Below are 20,149 nucleotides of genomic sequence, written 5' to 3' on the forward strand. Positions count from 1 at the left end.
TTTGTTAAACTTTCTTCGAAAACGTTTTCGAATATAAGTATCGGAGGTTGTAATATGACAATTAAAAATCTCACTGTTGCAGGAAGTGGCGTTCTAGGTAGTCAAATCGCCTTTCAAGCAGCTTACAAAGGAATGTCTGTCACCATCTATGACATTAACGATGAAGCTTTAAATAAGGGAAAAGAACGCATCAAAAAATTAGCTAAAGTCTATCAATCAGAAATTGAAACAGCAAAAGAAGCATATAGTGATAAAGCTAAAAGTATCAAGTATAATAAAAACTTATTGCCTAGCTTAGACCATATTTTTCTTTCAAAAGTTGCCGATTCATTAGACTTGATTGCTGATTTACCAAACCAAATTACTTTTTCAAAAAACTTAGACCAAGCTGTAAGTGACGCCGATTTAGTAATCGAAGCTGTCCCAGAAACAGTTAGTATAAAAGAAGATTTTTACAAACAATTAGCTAAAGTGGCACCTTCAAAGACAATCTTTGCAACAAATTCTTCAACACTTGTTCCAAGTCAGTTTGCTGATATAACAGGACGGCCTGACAAATTTTTAGCAATGCATTTCGCTAACAATATTTGGCAAAATAATATTGTTGAAATTATGGGACATAAGGGAACTGACGACGAGGTTGTCAAAGAAGCTTTGGCATTCTCAAAAGATATTGGTATGGTACCTTTACATATTCATAAAGAACAACCTGGTTATATTCTTAATTCAATACTAGTTCCATTCTTAGAGAGTGCATTAGCATTGTACTATAATAAGGTTTCTGATTCTGAAACTATTGATAAAACCTGGAAGTTAGGAACAGGAGCACCGATGGGACCTTTAGAAATTTTAGATATTATTGGCATCGATACCGCTTATAATATCATGAAGAATTATTCAGATACCACCAGCGATCCTAATAGTTTACATGCTCACCTTGCAAAAATGCTTAAAGAAGAATTCATTGATAAAGGACGTACCGGTAAAGCTGCTGGACACGGATTTTATGATTACGACTAAATTATAAAAGAGGTTAGATAAAAATCTAACCTCTTTTATAATTCAACTAAAGAATAGTTGCACCAAGAACAGTTTTAAAATGATTTAAAGCCCATTGATGATTACTATCATTTAAGCTGGCTACAGCAGCTGCTGGGACCTCAATTTTATAACCTAAGTTATAAGCATCAATTGCTGTGTGTAATACACAAATATCTGTCAGTACTCCTGTCAATATCAAAGTATCTACTCGTCTTTCACGTAGGCGAATATCTAAATCAGTGCCAGAAAAGGCAGAATAATGGCGCTTATCTATCCAAAAAACACGACTATCTTCCTTAATAGTTTCATATAGAGTTCCCAAAGGACCATATAGTTTTCTACCAGAAGTCCCTTTAATATTATGCTCAGGAAAAAGATTGGTCTCTGGATGAAAAACATCTCCAATATCATGATTATCAATCGCAAAAAAAATATAATCCCCTGACCGGTATGCTTTCTCTGTAACGTCAGCTATAGCCGAAGCGATAGATTGCGCTGGTTTACCTGCCGTTAATTTCCCATCATCTGCCACAAAATCATATGTGTAGTCTATTGAGATGAGTGCTTTTGTCATTTTTCTTCTTATCTCCTCTTGATTTCAAAAAAGGAACTGAAAGCTACTCCCAGTCCCATGCTATGATTAATTATATTCTTTTAATTTGTCAAAAATACCTTCATTAATAACTTTGAGGTATGTTCCCTTCATACCGAGTGAGCGACTCTCAATGATTCCCGCAGACTCCAATTTACGAAGAGCATTTACAATAACGGAACGTGTAATCCCAATACGGTCTGCAATAACAGATGCCGTTAGGCGTCCTTCAAGTCCATCTAATTCTCCTAAGATAGCAGCTACAGCTTTCATTTCTGAATAAGATAGAGTGTTGATAGCCATTGTCACCGCTGTTTGTTTACGAATATTTTCTTCTAGATTTTCTGTTTGAAGGTTAAGTAATTGAATACCAACAACGGTGCTTGCAATTTCAACTAAAATCAAATCATCGTCGCTAAATTCTTTATCATTACGCCAGATAATAAATGTTCCCAAGCGCATTCCACCACCATAAATTGGAGCGATTGTTGTAATACCATCTTGGAAGTTTTCCTTTGTCTCAACTGGGAAAATTGACAAATCATTATCTACTGATAAGTTAGCTTCTGTATCATAAACACGACTAGCAGATTTAACATAGTAATCTGGGAATTGTTTTGTTTCAAAAAATTCTTCCACACGGTCAGTGTTTGTTTTATATTTCATGGCATAGCCAAGTAAGTTACCACCACCATTAATAATACATGCGTTACAGTCAATAATATCAGCTAATTGAGCCGCCATTGTATTATATGGTAATTCGGCATCTAAGCTATCTACGGAACGCTGTAAGATGGATGTAATTTTTCTAGTTTTTTCTAATAAATTCGGCATTTCCTTCATCCTTTGTATGTTTTGCGTTACAATTATATCAAAGCATTTTAGCTTTTGCAAATCGATATCAGTACATTTTAAGAACTTCTATTATTAATTTAATGTTTATCTAATAAAAATTCATTCTAGCGCTTGTATTGGCTTAAAAAGCGAGCCATTTTTTCTTGTAGTTCAGCCAATTCATCAACACGTGGTAAGTAAACAATTCTAAAATGGTCAGCGGTATTCATATTAAATCCTCTACCGTGTGTTAGTAATACTTTTTCTTGTTTTAAGAAATTAAGCACAAACTCTTCATCATTATCAATACGGTACATATCTGTATCAATTTTAGGGAAAAGATACAGCCCAGCATTTGGTTTTACAGCAGATAGACCGGGTATTTCATTAATTGCTTTATGGATATAATTACGTTGCTCGTAGATACGACCTCCTGGCAACAACATACTATCAATAGATTGCTGTCCGCCTAACGATGTTTGAATAACCTGTTGAGCAAGAACATTTGAACACAGCCTCATGTTAGCTAACATATTCAAACCTTCAATATAACCTTTAACATGTTGTCGCGGACCAGACAATACCATCCAACCAACGCGGAAACCACAGATGCGATGTGATTTAGATAAGCCAGATAAAGTAACTGTAAAAATATCCTCTGCAATAGAAGCAATTGGGATATGCTCCATTCCATCCATAACTAAACGGTCATAAACCTCATCTGAAAAAATAATCAAGTCATTTTGTCTAGCGATATCCACAATCTCTTGCAGAATTTCACGCGGATAGACTGCTCCAGTTGGATTATTTGGATTAATGAGGACAATTGCTTTTGTTTTGGATGTGATTTTTGATTTGATATCATCAATATCAGGATACCAATTAGCTTCCTCATCACAAATATAATGCACAGCATTTCCACCAGCAAGGCTAACACAAGCTGTCCATAACGGGTAATCTGGCATTGGAACTAGAACCTCGTCATCATTATCAAGCAAAGCTTGCATTGACATAGAGATTCCCTCACTAACACCATTAACAATGTATATATCATCCATGTCAACATGGATGTTTTGTAACTGGTAATACTGCATAACAGCCTTACGAGCTGAAAAAATACCTTTCGAATCAGAGTAACCTTCTGATTCACGCGCATTCGTAATTAAATCACGAATGACTTCATCTGGCGCTTCGAAGCCAAAGGCAGCTGGATTTCCAGTGTTTAACCGCAATATCTTTTCACCATTTGCCCTCATGCGGTCCGCCTCTTCTAAAACAGGGCCTCTAATATCATAAGCCACATGTTCCAGCTTCATTGATTTATCAAATATCTTCATAAAAATACCTCGTATCTTCCATTATAAAACAAATATTCTCAAAATTGAAACATTTACTGCGGTTTATCAAGCGATTAAGTTAATATTAAGCTATTTCAGAAAACTAACATAAAACGCTTTCATTTTTCTAGAAAAAACGTTATAATATAGCTATAAAATGAATAACCAACATATCTAACTTACTCATCACTCACTCCTTCTGATAAGATTGCTAGTTGAGTGCAAGAGGTTATCTCTTTTGGTTATATTTAGAGGAGGACAGGCTTATGTCACAAAAATATGAACGCATCCTTGTCGCTATTGATGGATCAACAGAATCTGAACTTGCTTTTGAAAAGGCAGTTAACGTTGCTCTTCGCAATGATTCTGAATTAATCTTGACACATGTTATAGATACACGTGCTCTACAAAGCTTTGCGACATTTGATACTTATATCTATGAAAAATTAGAAAAAGAAGCAAAAGATGTCCTTGAGGAATATGAAAAACAAGCTCGTGAAAAAGGAGCAGATAAAGTTAGACAAGTCATTGAATTTGGTAATCCCAAAACATTACTTGCACATGATATTCCAGAAAAAGAAAAAGTAGACTTGATTATGGTTGGTGCAACAGGTCTTAATACCTTTGAACGTTTCCTTATCGGATCTTCCTCAGAATACATCCTTCGTCACGCTAAAGTAGATTTACTCATTGTACGTGACCCTAATAAGACAATGTAAATTTAAATACGCTCACTTTCTAAAATATCCTGAGTTATATTAACTCAGGATATTTTTATTTTCGATTTAAGGATTTCTGAATTTGGCTATCTAATTCACGTCGAATTGATGGCTCAGGAGCGAAATGTTCTTCCCAGTCGTCTGGTTTTAAAATTTTATGAGTAACAGGATCAAAATGAGCTTTGCCATCTGGAAAGATTTTACCCATATTGGCCTCATGTACTGTATCAAAAAGAGGTTTTGGGTCGACTCCCATAAGAACAAAGGAGCCATAAGTCAGATAAAGTAAATCTGTTAAGGCATCCACTTCTCCCACTAATGGTGTTTCTGGATGGTCTTTAGAAATAACCTTATCTCTTGCTTTATCAATAGCTAAGTGTAAATTACGGATAGATTGGTCAAATACTTTTTGGTTACCTTGACTAGCAGCATACAAGAACTCAACGATTTCTTCTACTTTAAAGTCTGACCTGAAACCAGCTTCCTTACTGTCATATAAGCGTGGCGTTTCAATAGTTTCACCATCCATTAATAGATGGAAGGATTTTACTTTATTGAAATTATCGTCACGACTACTGAATGTTTTTTCAATCTCAAATTGAATAAGTCCATAATGGGCTAATGCCTTAGAGATACCATCATCATTATTGTCAGCAGTTGTATAACGTGCATTTTCTTTCACTTGCTGACTAGCGTTCCCCATGGCAACACCAATGCCAACTTGAGATAACATCTCAATATCATTATCAGAATCTCCAAATGCTATCACTTCTGATAAATCAAAACCATAGCGTTGACCAACACGTTCAATTCCCTTAACTTTTGACTGCCCTTCAGAAATGACATCCATTGAGTAAGGACTGCTTCTTGTTAATTTAACACGAGGAAATTGTTTTTGAATTCGCTCTGATTCGCCCTCTGTTGCAACTAAAACGACCTGATAAATAGGTTCTCGTAAGATAACTATGAGGCTATCAATATTTTGAGGTTTAATCCGACGAATAAAATGCTTAAAGCTTCGTTCAATCGCTTTTGCCCATTTTCTCGGAACAAGGCTAGATACAATCTGCCCCAAACGGCTAGTTCCTAGACCAATAATACCTGAACCGAGTAATCCTGAGGCTGTTCCTAATGAAATTTCTCTTCTTCTTGCTCCAGCATAACGAATCAGACGATAGACAGTTGTCTTAGATAATTGATTGGTATAAATAATTTCACTTCTACTATAGATATATTGACCATTATAGGTTACAGCAAAATCTAAACCAAGGTTTTCTAAAAAAGGTTGTACAAAACTAGGACCTCGCCCCGTTGCTAAACCGACTAGTATTCCTTGGTCTTTCAAATTTCGAATTGCTTTAATTGTTGACTTTTGTACATTCTTACGATCATTAAGAAGTGTACCATCAATATCAAAAAATACTGCCTTAATTGCCACTGGGTCAACATCCCCTCTTTTTTATGATAAAATAAATTATATCACAACTTGAAAGAAGTATAAAATCAATGAAAAAAATCCTTGTTCTACACACAGGTGGAACGATTTCCATGAATGCTAACGAGAAGGGACAGGTCATGTCCAGCGTCGATAACCCAATGAAATACGTTGATTTATCATTAGATGACCTTGATTTGACTGTTGTAGATTTTCTAAATCTTCCCAGTCCCCAAATCACCCCTCATCATATGCTTGATATCTATCACTATCTGAAACAACATGCCAGTAATTTTGATGGTGTTGTCATTACGCATGGGACTGACACCTTAGAAGAAACAGCATATTTTTTAGATACAATGATACTCCCTAAAATCCCAATCATCATTACCGGTGCTATGAGAAGCACAAATGAACTTGGTAGCGATGGCGTTTATAATTACCTATCAGCCCTCCGTGTCGCTAATAGTACTAAAGCTGCCGACAAGGGGGTGCTAGTTGTCATGAATGATGAGATACATGCTGCTAAATATGTCACAAAAACACATACAACAAACGTTTCGACCTTCCAAACCCCTACACATGGGCCCCTTGGGATTATTATGAAACAAGACCTGCTTTTCTTTAAAGCAACTGAAGAGAGAGTTCGTTTTGATTTAGATAAAATTACAGGAACTGTTCCTATCGTGAAAGCATATGCTGGCATGGGTGATAGTGGTATCATTAGCTTTTTAAATTCTCAAAATATTAGCGGATTAGTTATTGAAGCACTCGGTGCAGGGAATATGCCCCCAAAAGCTGCACAAGAAATCGAAGAATTAATTGAGCAAGGTGTCCCTGTTGTTCTAGTGTCTCGCTGTTTTAACGGTATTGCTGAGCCGGTTTACGGATATGAAGGTGGCGGAGCAAGATTACAAGAATCTGGTGTCATGTTTGTTAAAGAACTAAACGCTCCCAAAGCCAGACTCAAATTACTCATTGCACTCAATGCAGGTCTCACAGGGCAAAATCTAAAAGACTATATTGAAGGTTGATAAAAAACTCTAGAAATATTTCTAGAGTTTTTTATTAATTTTCAGTTTGTAATACTCTCTCAACACTGCTAATAGGCATTTCTTGATTCGTTATTAATTGAAACGCTTCTGCTCCTTGATAAATCAGCATCCCTAGACCATTATAAGCATGTTTCACTCCATTTTGTCTAACAAATCGCAACAATGCTGTTTCTTTAGGCTTGTAAACCAAGTCGACAACTACTAAATTGGGTGTTAAAATTTCTGGATCGTTAATTAAACTATAATTATCTAATGGCCTCATTCCTAAACTAGTAGCATCAATATAAAAATGACTAGTTCTAATAGCGTCTTTAAATGCTGTCTTATTTTCTAGATAATCAACGACTACCTTTATTTGAAACTGTTTTTTAATTTTATCTGATAAGTCAATGACCTTATCGTAATTTGAGCTGTTACGATTAAATAATCTAATTTCCGCAACTCCCTCCATAGCTGCTTGAACTGCAACTGCTTTACCTGAACCACCAATACCAGCTATTGTAACTATTTTATTTTTAGCACTGAAACCTTGAGCTGCTAAAGCTTTAAAACAACCAATGCCATCTGTCATATGGCCTACTAAACGTCCGGTTCCACCTTGATTAACGATAGTATTTACAGCACCCACTAATTTAGCTTGAGGAGATAAATCATCTAGCAAAGGGATAACACTCTGTTTAAATGGCATTGAAACATTAACACCACGAATACCCAATGCCCTGACACCTCGAACAGCTTCTGTTAATTTACCCTCTTCTACTTCAAATGTCAGATAGGCATAATTCATGTTTTTTTCTTGAAAAGAGGTATTCCACATTAACGGGGATAGAGAATGGCGTGCAGGATTGGCAATTAGACCAGTTAGTAAAGTTTCCCCATTTAATGAATTCATTGTATAATCTTCTTTCTTAACAATTTATTTCAGTTCATTTTACCAAAAACTGACTCAATTAAAAAGAGAGTATGTAATTTATACTCTCTCCCTTAGTTTAAGGCAATATATTACCTGCACTACGGTAAATATCATACCATTCTTCACGGGTTAAAGCGATATCATTAGCCTTATCAATTGCCTTTAAACGAGATGGATTCATTGAACCAACAATCGCCTGTATTTTGGCAGGATGACGTAAAATCCATGCAATCACAATAGCTTCGCTGCTAACATTGTAGTTTTTTGCCAGTTTAGCTATGGTTTCATTTAATTCCTTATAATCCGGATGATTAACAAATAAACCACGAGATAAATCAATTTGAAATGGAGACCAAGCTTGAATGGTAACTCTTTTAAGACGACAATAATCAACAATGCCATCATCATGTTCAATTGAAGCTTTATTTAACATGTTAACATTTAACCCTGCATCAAACATTGGTGTATGTGCTGGCGATAACTGAAGTTGATTCACTGCTAAGGGCTCGTCAAGGTAGGATTGTAACAACTCCATTTGAAACCGGTTTTGATTGCTAACACCAAAGTGTTTTACTTTACCTTCTGCCCTTAGTTTGGTAAATGCTTCAGCTACTTCTTCAGGCTCAACTAATACATCTGGACGATGAAGAATGAGAAAATCTAAATATTCTGTCCCTAATCTTTCTAAAATACCATCTACTGATGATAAAATATACTCTTTAGAAAAATCAAAGTAACCTTCTCGTATCCCACATTTAGATTGAATGATCATTTTGTCACGATTGACATTTAAATGTTTGATTGCATCTCGAAAGCGTAATTCAGATAGCCCTCCCCCATAAATATCAGCATGATCAAAAAAATTAATACCCAAATCTAATGCTGTTCCAACTACTTCTTCAGCTTGTTTTCCTTCCAAGTCACTCATTCTCATACAACCTAAAGCAATTCGAGTTGCTTGAATACCTGTTTGTCCAATGTTTTGTAACATATGCACCCCATTCTAATCTGTTTGTATTAACAGAAAGATTAATCAATTCATTATAACAAAATTTCTATGAAAAGGCTTACTATTACAAATGCAAAAAGCTGAGTAAATTTAACTCAACTTTTTTTCTGATACTCATTATTGACTAAATAAGTCGGTAAGAAAAATCTATTCTGAAAAGTACTATTATAAATTACAGTAATCGTTATTGTCATAACATACCTCCACTTCTGTGATAGGAATATCATATGACATCAAGCTTAAACTGAGCTTAGCACAGCCTTAGTAGAAGCTTAATCAAAATCTGAATGTTGGCGTAAATTATCTAGAATAAGTGCCCATTCTGTATTTTCTTTCCAATTATTATCTTTGACAATATCACTAGCAACACGTCTGGCTTCTTCTAAAATAGGATAATCCTCAACGATATCAGCTACTTGAAATTCTGGAATTCCAGACTGACGAGTACCAAAGATTTCACCAGAACCACGCATTTTTAAATCCGACTCAGCCAAAACGAAACCATCTGTCGTTTCTGTCATGATTGTCATTCGTTTTTTCCCCGAATCAGTTTTGGGATTAGCCACTAAAACAGCGTATGATTGTTTATATCCACGACCAACACGCCCACGAAGTTGATGTAGCTGGCTTAATCCAAAACGATCGGCATCCATAATAATCATGATCGTTGCATTTGGGACATTTACCCCTACTTCAATAACTGTTGTGGATACTAAAATATGACTTTTTTTATCCTTGAAATCTTGCATTATAGCATCTTTTTCATCATTTTTCATACGTCCATGTACAAGAGCAACCTTAGCAATTCCTTCAAAATAAGTAGATAATTCAGCATGCAATGCTACTGCATTCTTTAAATCTAAAGCTTCTGATTCTTCAATCAACGGTGAAATGACATACACTTGAGCATCTTTTTGCAATTCACCTTTTACCCATTCCAACACAGCACCTATCTGCTCGTGCTTCACCCAGCGTGTAATAATAGGTTTACGACCGGCAGGTAATTCATCAATAATAGAAACATCCATTTCTCCAAAAGCTGTGATTGCTAGAGTTCGGGGAATTGGGGTGGCTGTCATCATTAAAACATCAGGATTTTCTCCCTTTTCACGGAAAATTCTACGCTGTTTAACACCAAAACGATGTTGCTCGTCTGTAATTACAAGCCCCAGTTTATGGTACTGTACCGAGTCCTGGATAAGAGCATGAGTTCCTACAATCATATCAACCGAGCCATTTGCAATAGCTGCTAAAACCGTACGCTTGACAGTTGCTTTCATACCCGAAGTTAATATAGCAATTGATAAATCTGGAAATAATTCTTGCAGACTAATGTAGTGTTGTTCAGCTAGGATTTCCGTTGGGACCATCAAAGCCGATTGAAAACCTGCTGTATAAGCTGCATACATTGATAGACCAGCAATGACTGTCTTTCCTGATCCTACATCTCCTTGCAATAAACGATTCATATGAGCTCCCGATGACATATCAGATAATATTTCATCTAAAGAGCGCTTTTGAGCATTCGTTAGAATAAAAGGTAAAGAGGAAATCTTTGTCTCCATAGCATATTTACTATAAAGAATAGGCAAACCATTTGTTTCAGATTTATTTTCGGCTTTCAAAACTTGAAGGTTCATTTGAAAGTAAAATAATTCTTCAAATTTAATCCGACGGAGCGCTTGCTTATACTCTGTGATATCTTTTGGGAAATGCATGGCTAAACAAGCCTGACTACGACCCATCAATCGGTATTTTCCCAATAAAGTAGCTGGTAAATTTTCCTTCAATTCCAAATGCGCATTGATTTCAAAAGCTGACTTAATAGCTTTAATCAAAGTAGACTGTGAAATTCCCTGAGATACGCGATAAACAGGTTGCATGTCATCTTCAACTTGAGCTAAAACCTTCATCCCAGTAATAGCTGATTTAGTTGCATCCCATTTACCAAAGACAGCTACCTCTTGACCAAGTTCTATTTTATCAGCTAAATAGGGTTGATTAAAAAAACTAACATTTAAGACAGCTTCCCCTTGACGCAATTTGAAACTTAAACGGTTACGTTTAAAACCATAATATTGTACATTAGCTGGAGTAACGACTAAGCCTGTAATGACTGCTTTTTCACCATCCACTAAATCAAAAACAGATTTTGATTTAAAATCTTCATAGCGAAACGGATAATAAAGAAGTAAATCTTCTACTGTATAAATATCTAATTTCTGAAATTTTTCTGCTGATTTTGGTCCAAATCCCTTAAGATTAGAAATTGGTGATTGTAATAGCATAAGATTCTCCTTCTAATATCTTTTATTATACTAAAAGATCACCAAAAAGGCGCCTCAAGAGCGCCTTTATTATGTCTAATTATTTATGGCCAATAACATAAGTTAATTGTACAGCTTGTGCTGAACTAAAAGTACGGTAAGAGACAATACCACGTCCCATTGCATTAGATTCTGAAATGAGAACTGAACCATCTTTTTTAACTTCTTCAACAATAGCTACGTGACCGTAAGTGCCATCAGCACCAGCTTGTCCTGGTGAAAATGATACAGCATAGCCTACTTTTGGTGAATGTGTTGTTTCAAAACCAGCCTTATGTTGCCAATCTCCACCATTACCCATAAATGGATCAAATGTATAACCTAACTCTTTAGCGCGATTAAAGACATACCATGTACATTCACCCCATGGATAAGTTGATGCAATATAGCTAGCTGTGTTAACTGCTGTTGATAAGCTAAAACCACTTGGTAAATCTGCTAAACTTGCTGTCGATAAAGCTTTCAAGGCAGCAGGAATTTCTGGTGTCCCTCCATGTTGATCAATCCAGCGGTCTAAATCTTCCATAATCTGGGCACGACGTTTACCAGTTCCAGAGTTATCTGTATAATAAACACCACCCTCAGTAACTGTATTAAGTTGTCCAGAAGATAATTTCTGTGCTTTCAAATCTTGGATTTCAAAGCTAGAGTTGTTGTTTTTAATAATTGTATTTTTTGTCAACAACATAATTGCTTCTTCATCATTATAAGCACTAGCATGGCTAGAGTCATGATCAAAGGCACCATAACCAAACATATTAGCACCTGGCATCTTAGCCACTCCTTGAGTTCCCAATGAACTTTCAAGGACAGCAATAGCTACAATAGCACGGACATCTAAACCACTATCTTTTTCCCATTGTAATAACTTAGCACCATTGATACGATTAGAATCATATTGAATCCCTAAAGATTTTAAGTACCCATCTAATTGTTCAGCTTTGATACCGTAACGATGTGACAACAAATAGTGAGAGTAGGCATCCTGACCAGACCAGTGTTCTACGTAGAATGGCGTTGCTGTCACTGGTGAAATCGGTGTTGATAATAAGTTATCATCAAAGGATAAAGCAGGAACAGAAGCATTCTGATTTGTCTGAACACTTTCTATCTGAGACGGAGCGGGAGTTATTTTAGGCTCTACTAATGGTAAGGTAGGCTCAGGTTTTAATTCAGTCTTTGTTGATTGACCTGGCTTACTGTCTGCTTGACTACTGTTTGTAGTATTAGTGCTAGGAGTAGATGCTGTTGAAGCAGAATCAGATGTTTTAGCATCTTCCTTGGAAGAAGATTGATGTGATGAACTTGATGATGATTCATTGCTTGATGATGTCTCTGTCGTACCAACCTCTGTTTTTTCTGTTGAGATACTTCCTTCGGCTGAAGGTGAAGCAGTTTCTGAATCTGTAGGTTGTGTTTTTTCCTGTTTCTCTGCTTCAGAAGAACTTTCTGTTGATGCTGTTGCCATTGTCAGGCTTGTTTCTGGATTAATAGTTTCTGCTAAGGTCACTATAGGTGATGATAGCGATAAGACTAAAGTGGATAACAACAAAGTTGCCATTACTTTTTGTTTTGACATATACTAATGATTTCCTTCTATAAAAATTGTCACTGATTAGTCTAACATATTTTTAAATTTTTTAAAACAGTTAACTACTGTGTCATTTGTTTTTAATAATATCTCGGAATACGATCGCTTAAAAGACAAAGTACTTCATAATTAATCGTCTGTCTTTTTTGAGCGACGTCCGTAGTTGTAATGTTACAACTACCTTGTTGACCAATCAAGGTTACTTTGGTTCCAATAGTATATTTTTGAGGTAAACGGATAGTCATTTGATCCATCGAGACACGCCCAATAATTTCACAAAGTTCTCCATCTACTATAACTGAAAATCCTTGCATATCTCGTGTCCATCCATCAGCGTAGCCAATCGGTACTGTTCCAACAAATTCGTCTCCAGTAACTTGATAGGTTGCGCCATAGCCAACTTGAGAACCATCGTGTAGTTGTTTAACATGTACTAGCTCAGACTCTAAACTTAAAGCAGGTTTTATAGGGTAAGGTAAATCTAAATCAGTCCCACTTGGATTTAAGCCGTACATAACAACACCCAATCTAACGGCATTAAAAATTGTCTCACTATGCCAAAGGCTTGTAGCAGAATTACTAGCATGAACAAGGTCCGGACAATTATCTAATCCTAAAATAAAGTCTTTAAAAAAAGTAAGTTGTTGATTGAATTTACAGTTATCGGCTTCATCAGCTGTTGCAAAATGAGTGAAAATCCCCTTGACAGAGGCACCACTTTCCCCCAATTCAGAAATTATCTTATTTCCTTCATCTAACTGGCGAACACCTATACGTCCCATTCCACTATCAACTTTGATATGTACTTCTAGACCAGATAAATCTACTGCTGATGTCTGACATAAACGTAACCACTCCAAGCTAGCAACTGTTAGAGTAATATTTTCATTTTTGGCTAGTATAACCTGCTCAGGCATAACAACACCCAATACCAATATCATTTTTACAATTCCTGCTTGACGTAGCTCAATAGCCTCATCTAAATTGGATACACAAAAACCATCTACAACAGACTCAATGTATTTTGAAACTTCAACAGCACCATGCCCATAAGCATTAGCCTTAACTACAGCAAATGTTTTTTTATCACTTGGAATGTGCTCTTGTACAGATTTAACGTTATTTGCAATCGCCTCTAAATCTATCAAGGCTCTGGTTGGTCTATGATAACTTGAAATCATTTTTCTTCCTCCAAAATAACACTAGCTTGTGCATAATTACCACTATGAGATATTGAAACAAAAGATTTCCCATTAAACGGTTCTTTTGTAATCAAAGGCGCTCCTTTATCATCCGATAAAATTTCGATATCATGAAAATTAACTTTCCCAATTCCTGTTCCAAGTGCTTTGCTATAAGCCTCTTTTGCTGCCCATCGCCCTGTTAAAAAAGACATCTGACGCTTGGGATTGGAAATTCCTTTAAAAAGAAGCAATTCTTGTTCGGTCAAAACGCGTTCTGCAAAACGTTGATTACGCTCATATGCTTTGGTAATCGCCTCTATCTCTTGTAAATCAATTCCGTGTCCAACAATCATGTGTAACTCCTATAAGTTCGATACTTACAAACTATTGTAAATATCTCTAATTAGCATTTCTGTTTTATCCCAACCTAGACATGGATCTGTGATAGACTTACCAAAAACGTCTGGTTTATCTTGTCTTCCATCTTCTAAATAAGATTCTATCAAAAAACCACGAACATAGTTTCTAATTTTAGTATGCCACTGTCGGTCTGCAAGTACTGATTTCACAATGCGAATTTGTTCTAAAAATTGCTTACCTGAATTGTCATGATTTGTATCAACAACAATAAAGGGATTTTGCAAATCAGTCTCTTCATAATGAGTAATAGTTTCTAAAAGGTTTTCATAATGATAATTAGGGATACTTCGATAGTCGGCATTATGATATCCTCTCAAAATAATATGTGATAGCAAATTACCATCTGTTCTAACTTGCTTATTTTGATAGAATAATTCCTGTTGATTTTGTGCTGCATAGACCGCATTAAACATGACTCTTAAATTACCAGACGTTGGATTTTTCATACCTACTGGTGCATCTATACCTGAAGATATAAAACGGTGACCCTGATCTTCCACTGAACGCGCACCAATAGCATAGTAAGAAACTAAATCATCCATCACTGATAGCATCTCTGGATAAAGTAATTCATCAGCTGTCAGGAGTCCAGTCTCTCTGATGATATCATAGTGCATCTTACGTGCTTGAAAAAAAGCTCCTAGTTTGTCAGAATGGTGAACTAAGCCTTTATAACCATCACCATTCGTTCTTGGCTTAGCGGTATAAACTCTCATGACCAAAAACATTTTATCTTTAAAGGCAGCTTCCAATTTAGCTAAACGCTTTGCATAAGTTAGCACCGCTTTTGGATTATCCGCAGAACAAGGACCTACTATTACTAGAAACCGCTGATCCTCACCTTTTATGATATTTTTTAACTCTTCTTCTTTAGCTAATTTTTTTTGGCTAACTTCTAGATCTAAGCTAGTTTTCTGCTTCAATATTTCAATATTAACTTTATCACTTAACTGATGAAATCCCATGTTTTTTCCTAATACAACCTAAGTCTATTAATAAGCTCTGCTATACAATATAGTCGTCATACTATTAGACAAGTAATGATAAAACAGTCTTCTCAGACTGTTTTATTTTTATTTTAAAATCATTGTTATTGTAAACATCTCAGACCATGACAATTTTTAAACTTCATGCCAGAGCCACAAGGACATTTATCATTACGTTTAATCCCTTGGTATTCTGGTGATTCATTATTCATAGGTACATGTTGTGCCGAGATATTTTGCTCTGCTGTTGTCGTAGCATGTTGAGAAGCACGTTCACGCTCTTGTTCATGAATTTGAGCTTTCATCAATGTACGTGTCACATCAAACTCAATCGAACCAATCATATCTTGGAACATACGGAAACCTTCTGATTGATACTCAACGATTGGGTTATTTTGAGCATAACCACGAAGTCCAACAGAGTTACGTAATTGATCTAAGGCATCAATATGCTCTGTCCATTGATTATCCACTACCATCAAGATTAAGACTTTTTGGAATTCGATAATAGCTTCTGGATCTTTTAATTTAGCAATTTGTTGCTCATAAACAGCTAAGGCACGTTCATAAAGAAGTTCTTTAATTTCAGCCTCTTTTAGACCACGAAGTTCTGAAACTGTGATAGCTTCTTCATCTAATAACGCAGATCTTGCAAAATTAACAATAGCTTCTGCTGCAGTATTTTTATCGCTTCTGCTATGTGCATCAACTGCTCTTTTAATTGTACGTTTAATCATCCCTTTGAGCTCTGGTCCTAAATCACGCTCAGCAGTAATCACTTCTCTACGGTTAGCATAAATAATCTCACGTTGTTCACGCATAACATCATCGTATTGCAAGACTTGTTTACGTGTGTCATAGTTATTACCTTCAACGCGGCGTTGAGCTGATTCAACTTGTCGTGTCAACATTTTTGATTTAATAACTGTATCATCTTCAGCTAAATTCATTCGCTCAAGAACCACTTTAATACGATCCGTACCAAAGCGACGCATCAAATCATCTTCTAACGAAAGGTAGAATTGTGACTCACCCGGATCTCCTTGACGACCTGAACGACCACGAAGCTGGTTATCGATACGACGGCTTTCATGACGCTCTGTACCAATAACACATAAACCACCAAGTTCACGAACCCCTTCACCAAGCTTGATATCAGTACCACGACCAGCCATGTTGGTTGCGATTGTAACAGCACCACGTTGCCCAGCGTTCATAATGATTTGAGCTTCTTTAAAGTGATTTTTAGCATTCAAAACTTCATGTGGTACTCCAGCAGCAACTAATTTTCTAGAAATTAAGTCTGACGTTTCAACAGCTACTGTACCAACCAGTACAGGTTGTCCTTGTTCATAACGTTCTTTGACATCTGCTACCACCGCTCTAAATTTAGAGTCAAGAGTTGGATAAAGTAGATCTGAATGATCTATACGTTGAACAGGACGATTTGTTGGGATAGGAATAACGCGCATATTATAAATTTCACGAAACTCTTCTTCCTCAGTCTTACCAGTACCAGTCATTCCTGCTAATTTATGGTACATACGGAACATATTTTGGTAAGTAATTGAAGCGCTCGTTTTTGATTCTTCTTGGATTGGCACTGACTCTTTTGCTTCAATAGCTTGGTGTAAGCCATCTGAGAAACGACGTCCTTCCATCGTACGACCGGTAAATTGGTCCACAATTAAAATCTCTTGTTCTTCACTAACCACATAATCAATATTTAACAACATAATATAGTTAGCTCGAAGAGCGTTATCAATGTAGTGAGTTAAGGCAACATTTTCGAGATCATACAAGTTATTTAGATGGAAATAGTTTTCAGCCTTGTCAATACCTGTATCTGATAAACCAATTGTTTTTGTTGGAACATCAATGATATAATCATCGCTATTAAGCGTTTTTACAAACATATCCGCACGTGTATACAGTTGGTTCATCTCAGAGCTTACAGGACCTGAAACAATCAATGGCGTCCTAGCTTCATCGATTAATACAGAGTCAACCTCATCAACCAAAGCATAGTTGAGTGGGCGTTGCACCATATCTTCTTGGCGAACAACCATATTGTCTCGGAGGTAGTCAAATCCGACTTCTGCGTTAGTTGAGTATGTGATATCACAATTGTAAGCTTCGCGTTTTTCAAATGGTGACTTAGCTGCTAAGTTAATCCCTACAGATAATCCAAGCCAACTATAAACCTCACCCATTTCGGTCGCATCACGTGTTGATAAGTACTCATTAACAGTAATAACATGAACACCTAATCCTGAGATAGCATTTAGATAAACAGGCATTGTCGCTGTTAAAGTTTTTCCCTCACCAGTACGCATTTCTGGAATATCACCATGGTGAAGAACGATCCCCCCCATAATTTGGACATGGTATGGGTATAAACCTAATACACGTTTAGAAGCTTCACGAACTACCGCAAACGCTTCCGGTAACAATTGATCTAAAGTTTCACCATTTTGATAACGTTCTTTAAATTCTGGAGTTTTTGCTTGTAAAGCTTCATCTGATAACGCAGCCATATGATCTGCGTAAGAGTCAACTTTCTTAGCTATTTTATCTAATTTTTTTAATTCACCCTTGTCATTTTCAATAACAGTGCGTAGAATATTTGCCATTCTAATTCCTTTCGATACTCTTATCACCACATTTTACCATAAATAATGTTGTCTTTCAATAAATGGTCGTTTTAATCGAGATTAAAAAGAGTGGTATCCCCACTCTCATTATTTTTTAACATGACTTGCTATAATTTCTAACTGTCCATCAATATCCCATTTGACAACGTCATTTGGCAAGATAAAGTGGTCACCTTTTTTAAGTGTATAAACTTTGTTATCTACTGTAATGTGACCCGCTCCGTCTAAGACACTAACCAAAAGGTAGGGTGCAAATTGTTTAAAGTTGGTAACACCAGAAATTTCCCATTTATAAACTGTAAAGAAATCATTTGAAACTAATAAAGTTGAAGATAGATGTTTTAACTTCATATTGGCAGGAACAGTATTGGCAGGTTTACCAATCGTAAGAACATCTATTGATTGTTCAATGTGTAAATCACGTAATTTTCCTAAAGCATCTGGACGATCAAAATCATAAACACGATAAGTAGTATCACTAGATTGCTGTGTTTCTAAAATTAATATCCCTTTACCTATAGCATGCATTGTCCCACTTGGAACGTAGTAAAAATCCCCTGATTTAACAGGAATTCGGGTTAAAAGATGTTCCCAATCTCCAGATTCAATCATTTGGCGAAGTTCTTCTTTAGTTTTAGCATTATGACCATAGATAATTTCAGATCCTTCATCAGCAGAAATAATATACCAACATTCTGTTTTACCAAGTTCACCTTCATGTTTAAGAGCATAAGCATCATCCGGATGTACCTGTACACTAAGCCAGTCATTAGCATCTAAGATTTTAGTTAGTAAAGGAAAGACAGTATCATCAGGGTTGCCAAATAAGCTTTTTTCACCTTGATACAGCTTATCTAAAAAACAACCTTTAAAGCGACCATTCTTAACTCTTGAGACACCGTTAGGATGAGCTGAAATAGCCCAATATTCTCCTGTTGTTTCACTTGGAATATCATAGCCAAATTCATCTCTTAACTTTGTTCCACCCCAGATTTTATCGTGCATGCTTGCTTCTAAAAATAATGGTTCCGACATAAGAATCCCCTATCTTTTGTAAAATTCAAGCCTATTATAGCATTTTATCCATCATATCGCTTACTTTTTTTAATCTTTTATTTGCTCACTAAACTAAGTAGTGACTTAAGGGTTTTATTAACCTTTTGATATCTTCTTTGCTAAAGCAAAATTTCCTAACGTTGCAGAACCATTTTCTTCTATAGCTGGTGTCACAATATAATCAGACAAATCGGGAACTGGTAAATACCCATTTAATAAAGTTGCAAATGTCTGGCGAACACGTCTTAACATGTGTTCTTGTGCCATGACGCCTCCACCAAATACAATGACTTGTGGACGATATAATACAGTTGCTTGCATCGCAGCCTGAGCAATATAATAGGCTTGAACATCCCAAACCATTGAATTTTCTTCAATCAATTCACCACGAATACCAGTCCTAGCTTCTAGAGTTGGACCAGATGCCAAACCTTCTAAACAGCTATTATGAAACGGACAGATACCTTTAAAATCATTTGCTTGGTCCTGCGGATGCATCGCCATATAAGTATGACCTGCTTCAGTATGACCAGTTCCTCCTATAAATTCACCCTTTTGTATAGCTCCTGCACCAATTCCTGTACCAATGGTGTAATAAACAAGTGAATCAATATTGTTACGAGCTATAACTTCACCATAGGCAGAGCTATTAACATCTGTTGTGAAATAAAATGGAACATTGAAATCTTTAGAAATTAAGCCGAGTAAATCAACATTAGCCCAATGTAACTTTGGGGTCGTTGTGATATAACCGTATGTCTTTGATTTTTTATCAATATCAATGGGGCCAAAAGAACCAATAGCAACTGCCTCTAACTTCTTTTCAAATCTTTTAAAGAAATCAACAGTCTTTTTAATCGTTTCTTGAGGCGTCGTTGTTGGAAATTGCATTTTTTCTACAACTTTTAATTCCTCATCACCAACTGCACAAACAAACTTTGTCCCACCTGCTTCAATACTACCATATAACTTTGTCATCTTTTTTCCTATCTATAA

The 20,149-nt window shown here is 36.1% G+C and carries 17 protein-coding genes; 3 read left to right on the plus strand and 14 right to left on the minus strand.

Annotation, left to right across the window (positions count from 1 at the left end):
• Positions 1–39: 39 nt before the first annotated feature.
• Positions 40–1,020 carry a 3-hydroxyacyl-CoA dehydrogenase gene (locus tag QOR44_RS08155; protein WP_256365589.1) on the plus strand — a complete coding sequence of 327 codons (981 nt, stop codon included), beginning with the start codon at positions 40–42 and terminating at the stop codon, positions 1,018–1,020.
• Between the two features lie 46 nt (positions 1,021–1,066).
• Here the strand turns inward: QOR44_RS08155 and QOR44_RS08160 are convergent, their stop codons facing one another.
• The 3 genes from QOR44_RS08160 to QOR44_RS08170 form a co-directional block, all read right to left on the minus strand.
• Positions 1,067–1,615, minus strand: coding sequence for a cysteine hydrolase family protein (locus QOR44_RS08160; RefSeq protein ID WP_000158742.1), 549 nt, complete (start codon positions 1,613–1,615; stop codon positions 1,067–1,069).
• A gap of 66 nt (positions 1,616–1,681) precedes the next feature.
• On the minus strand, positions 1,682–2,467 hold the full coding sequence (gene codY, locus QOR44_RS08165) for a GTP-sensing pleiotropic transcriptional regulator CodY (protein ID WP_001133183.1): 786 nt from the start codon (positions 2,465–2,467) through the stop codon (positions 1,682–1,684).
• Positions 2,468–2,592: 125 nt separating this feature from the next.
• Complete coding sequence (locus tag QOR44_RS08170; protein ID WP_000688106.1) at positions 2,593–3,804, minus strand: pyridoxal phosphate-dependent aminotransferase; 1,212 nt, start codon at positions 3,802–3,804, stop codon at positions 2,593–2,595.
• Between the two features lie 266 nt (positions 3,805–4,070).
• Between QOR44_RS08170 and QOR44_RS08175 the strand changes: the two genes are divergently transcribed.
• Positions 4,071–4,523 (plus strand): universal stress protein, encoded by a 453-nt coding sequence (locus tag QOR44_RS08175; RefSeq protein WP_000080032.1) that lies wholly within the window; start codon positions 4,071–4,073, stop codon positions 4,521–4,523.
• Positions 4,524–4,578: 55 nt separating this feature from the next.
• Here QOR44_RS08175 and QOR44_RS08180 read toward each other — a convergent pair whose 3' ends face one another.
• Positions 4,579–5,961 (minus strand): HAD-IIB family hydrolase, encoded by a 1,383-nt coding sequence (locus QOR44_RS08180; protein WP_283572692.1) that lies wholly within the window; start codon positions 5,959–5,961, stop codon positions 4,579–4,581.
• Between the two features lie 68 nt (positions 5,962–6,029).
• Here QOR44_RS08180 and QOR44_RS08185 point away from each other — a divergent pair, with 68 nt between their 5' ends.
• Positions 6,030–6,992 carry an asparaginase gene (locus tag QOR44_RS08185; protein ID WP_000723063.1) on the plus strand — a complete coding sequence of 321 codons (963 nt, stop codon included), beginning with the start codon at positions 6,030–6,032 and terminating at the stop codon, positions 6,990–6,992.
• 34 nt (positions 6,993–7,026) lie between these two features.
• Here the strand turns inward: QOR44_RS08185 and aroE are convergent, their stop codons facing one another.
• The 10 genes from aroE to scrK all read right to left on the minus strand — a co-directional run bounded on the left by aroE (position 7,027) and on the right by scrK (position 20,131).
• Positions 7,027–7,905, minus strand: coding sequence for a shikimate dehydrogenase (gene aroE / locus QOR44_RS08190; RefSeq protein ID WP_001086866.1), 879 nt, complete (start codon positions 7,903–7,905; stop codon positions 7,027–7,029).
• 97 nt (positions 7,906–8,002) lie between these two features.
• Positions 8,003–8,917, minus strand: coding sequence for an aldo/keto reductase (locus tag QOR44_RS08195; RefSeq protein WP_000939993.1), 915 nt, complete (start codon positions 8,915–8,917; stop codon positions 8,003–8,005).
• A 290-nt stretch (positions 8,918–9,207) separates the two neighbouring features.
• On the minus strand, positions 9,208–11,223 hold the full coding sequence (gene recG, locus QOR44_RS08200) for an ATP-dependent DNA helicase RecG (RefSeq protein WP_000926639.1): 2,016 nt from the start codon (positions 11,221–11,223) through the stop codon (positions 9,208–9,210).
• Positions 11,224–11,302: 79 nt separating this feature from the next.
• Positions 11,303–12,841, minus strand: coding sequence for a CHAP domain-containing protein (locus QOR44_RS08205; protein ID WP_283572693.1), 1,539 nt, complete (start codon positions 12,839–12,841; stop codon positions 11,303–11,305).
• Between the two features lie 92 nt (positions 12,842–12,933).
• Positions 12,934–14,034 carry an alanine racemase gene (alr, locus tag QOR44_RS08210; protein WP_000625945.1) on the minus strand — a complete coding sequence of 367 codons (1,101 nt, stop codon included), beginning with the start codon at positions 14,032–14,034 and terminating at the stop codon, positions 12,934–12,936.
• Positions 14,031–14,390, minus strand: a complete 360-nt coding sequence (gene acpS, locus QOR44_RS08215; RefSeq protein ID WP_000635015.1) for a holo-ACP synthase — start codon at positions 14,388–14,390, stop codon at positions 14,031–14,033. Before acpS ends, alr begins: the two co-directional genes overlap by 4 nt.
• Positions 14,391–14,414: 24 nt before the next feature.
• Positions 14,415–15,422 carry a 3-deoxy-7-phosphoheptulonate synthase gene (locus tag QOR44_RS08220; protein WP_000505727.1) on the minus strand — a complete coding sequence of 336 codons (1,008 nt, stop codon included), beginning with the start codon at positions 15,420–15,422 and terminating at the stop codon, positions 14,415–14,417.
• Positions 15,423–15,547: 125 nt separating this feature from the next.
• Positions 15,548–18,076, minus strand: coding sequence for a preprotein translocase subunit SecA (secA, locus tag QOR44_RS08225; protein ID WP_001284141.1), 2,529 nt, complete (start codon positions 18,074–18,076; stop codon positions 15,548–15,550).
• Positions 18,077–18,184: 108 nt separating this feature from the next.
• On the minus strand, positions 18,185–19,132 hold the full coding sequence (manA, locus tag QOR44_RS08230; protein WP_001294259.1) for a mannose-6-phosphate isomerase, class I: 948 nt from the start codon (positions 19,130–19,132) through the stop codon (positions 18,185–18,187).
• A 117-nt stretch (positions 19,133–19,249) separates the two neighbouring features.
• Positions 19,250–20,131, minus strand: a complete 882-nt coding sequence (gene scrK / locus QOR44_RS08235) for a fructokinase ScrK (protein ID WP_000164274.1) — start codon at positions 20,129–20,131, stop codon at positions 19,250–19,252.
• Between the last annotated feature and the right edge of the window lie 18 nt (positions 20,132–20,149).

Source organism: Streptococcus agalactiae (genome assembly GCF_949788565.1).
GTDB lineage: Bacteria > Bacillota > Bacilli > Lactobacillales > Streptococcaceae > Streptococcus > Streptococcus agalactiae.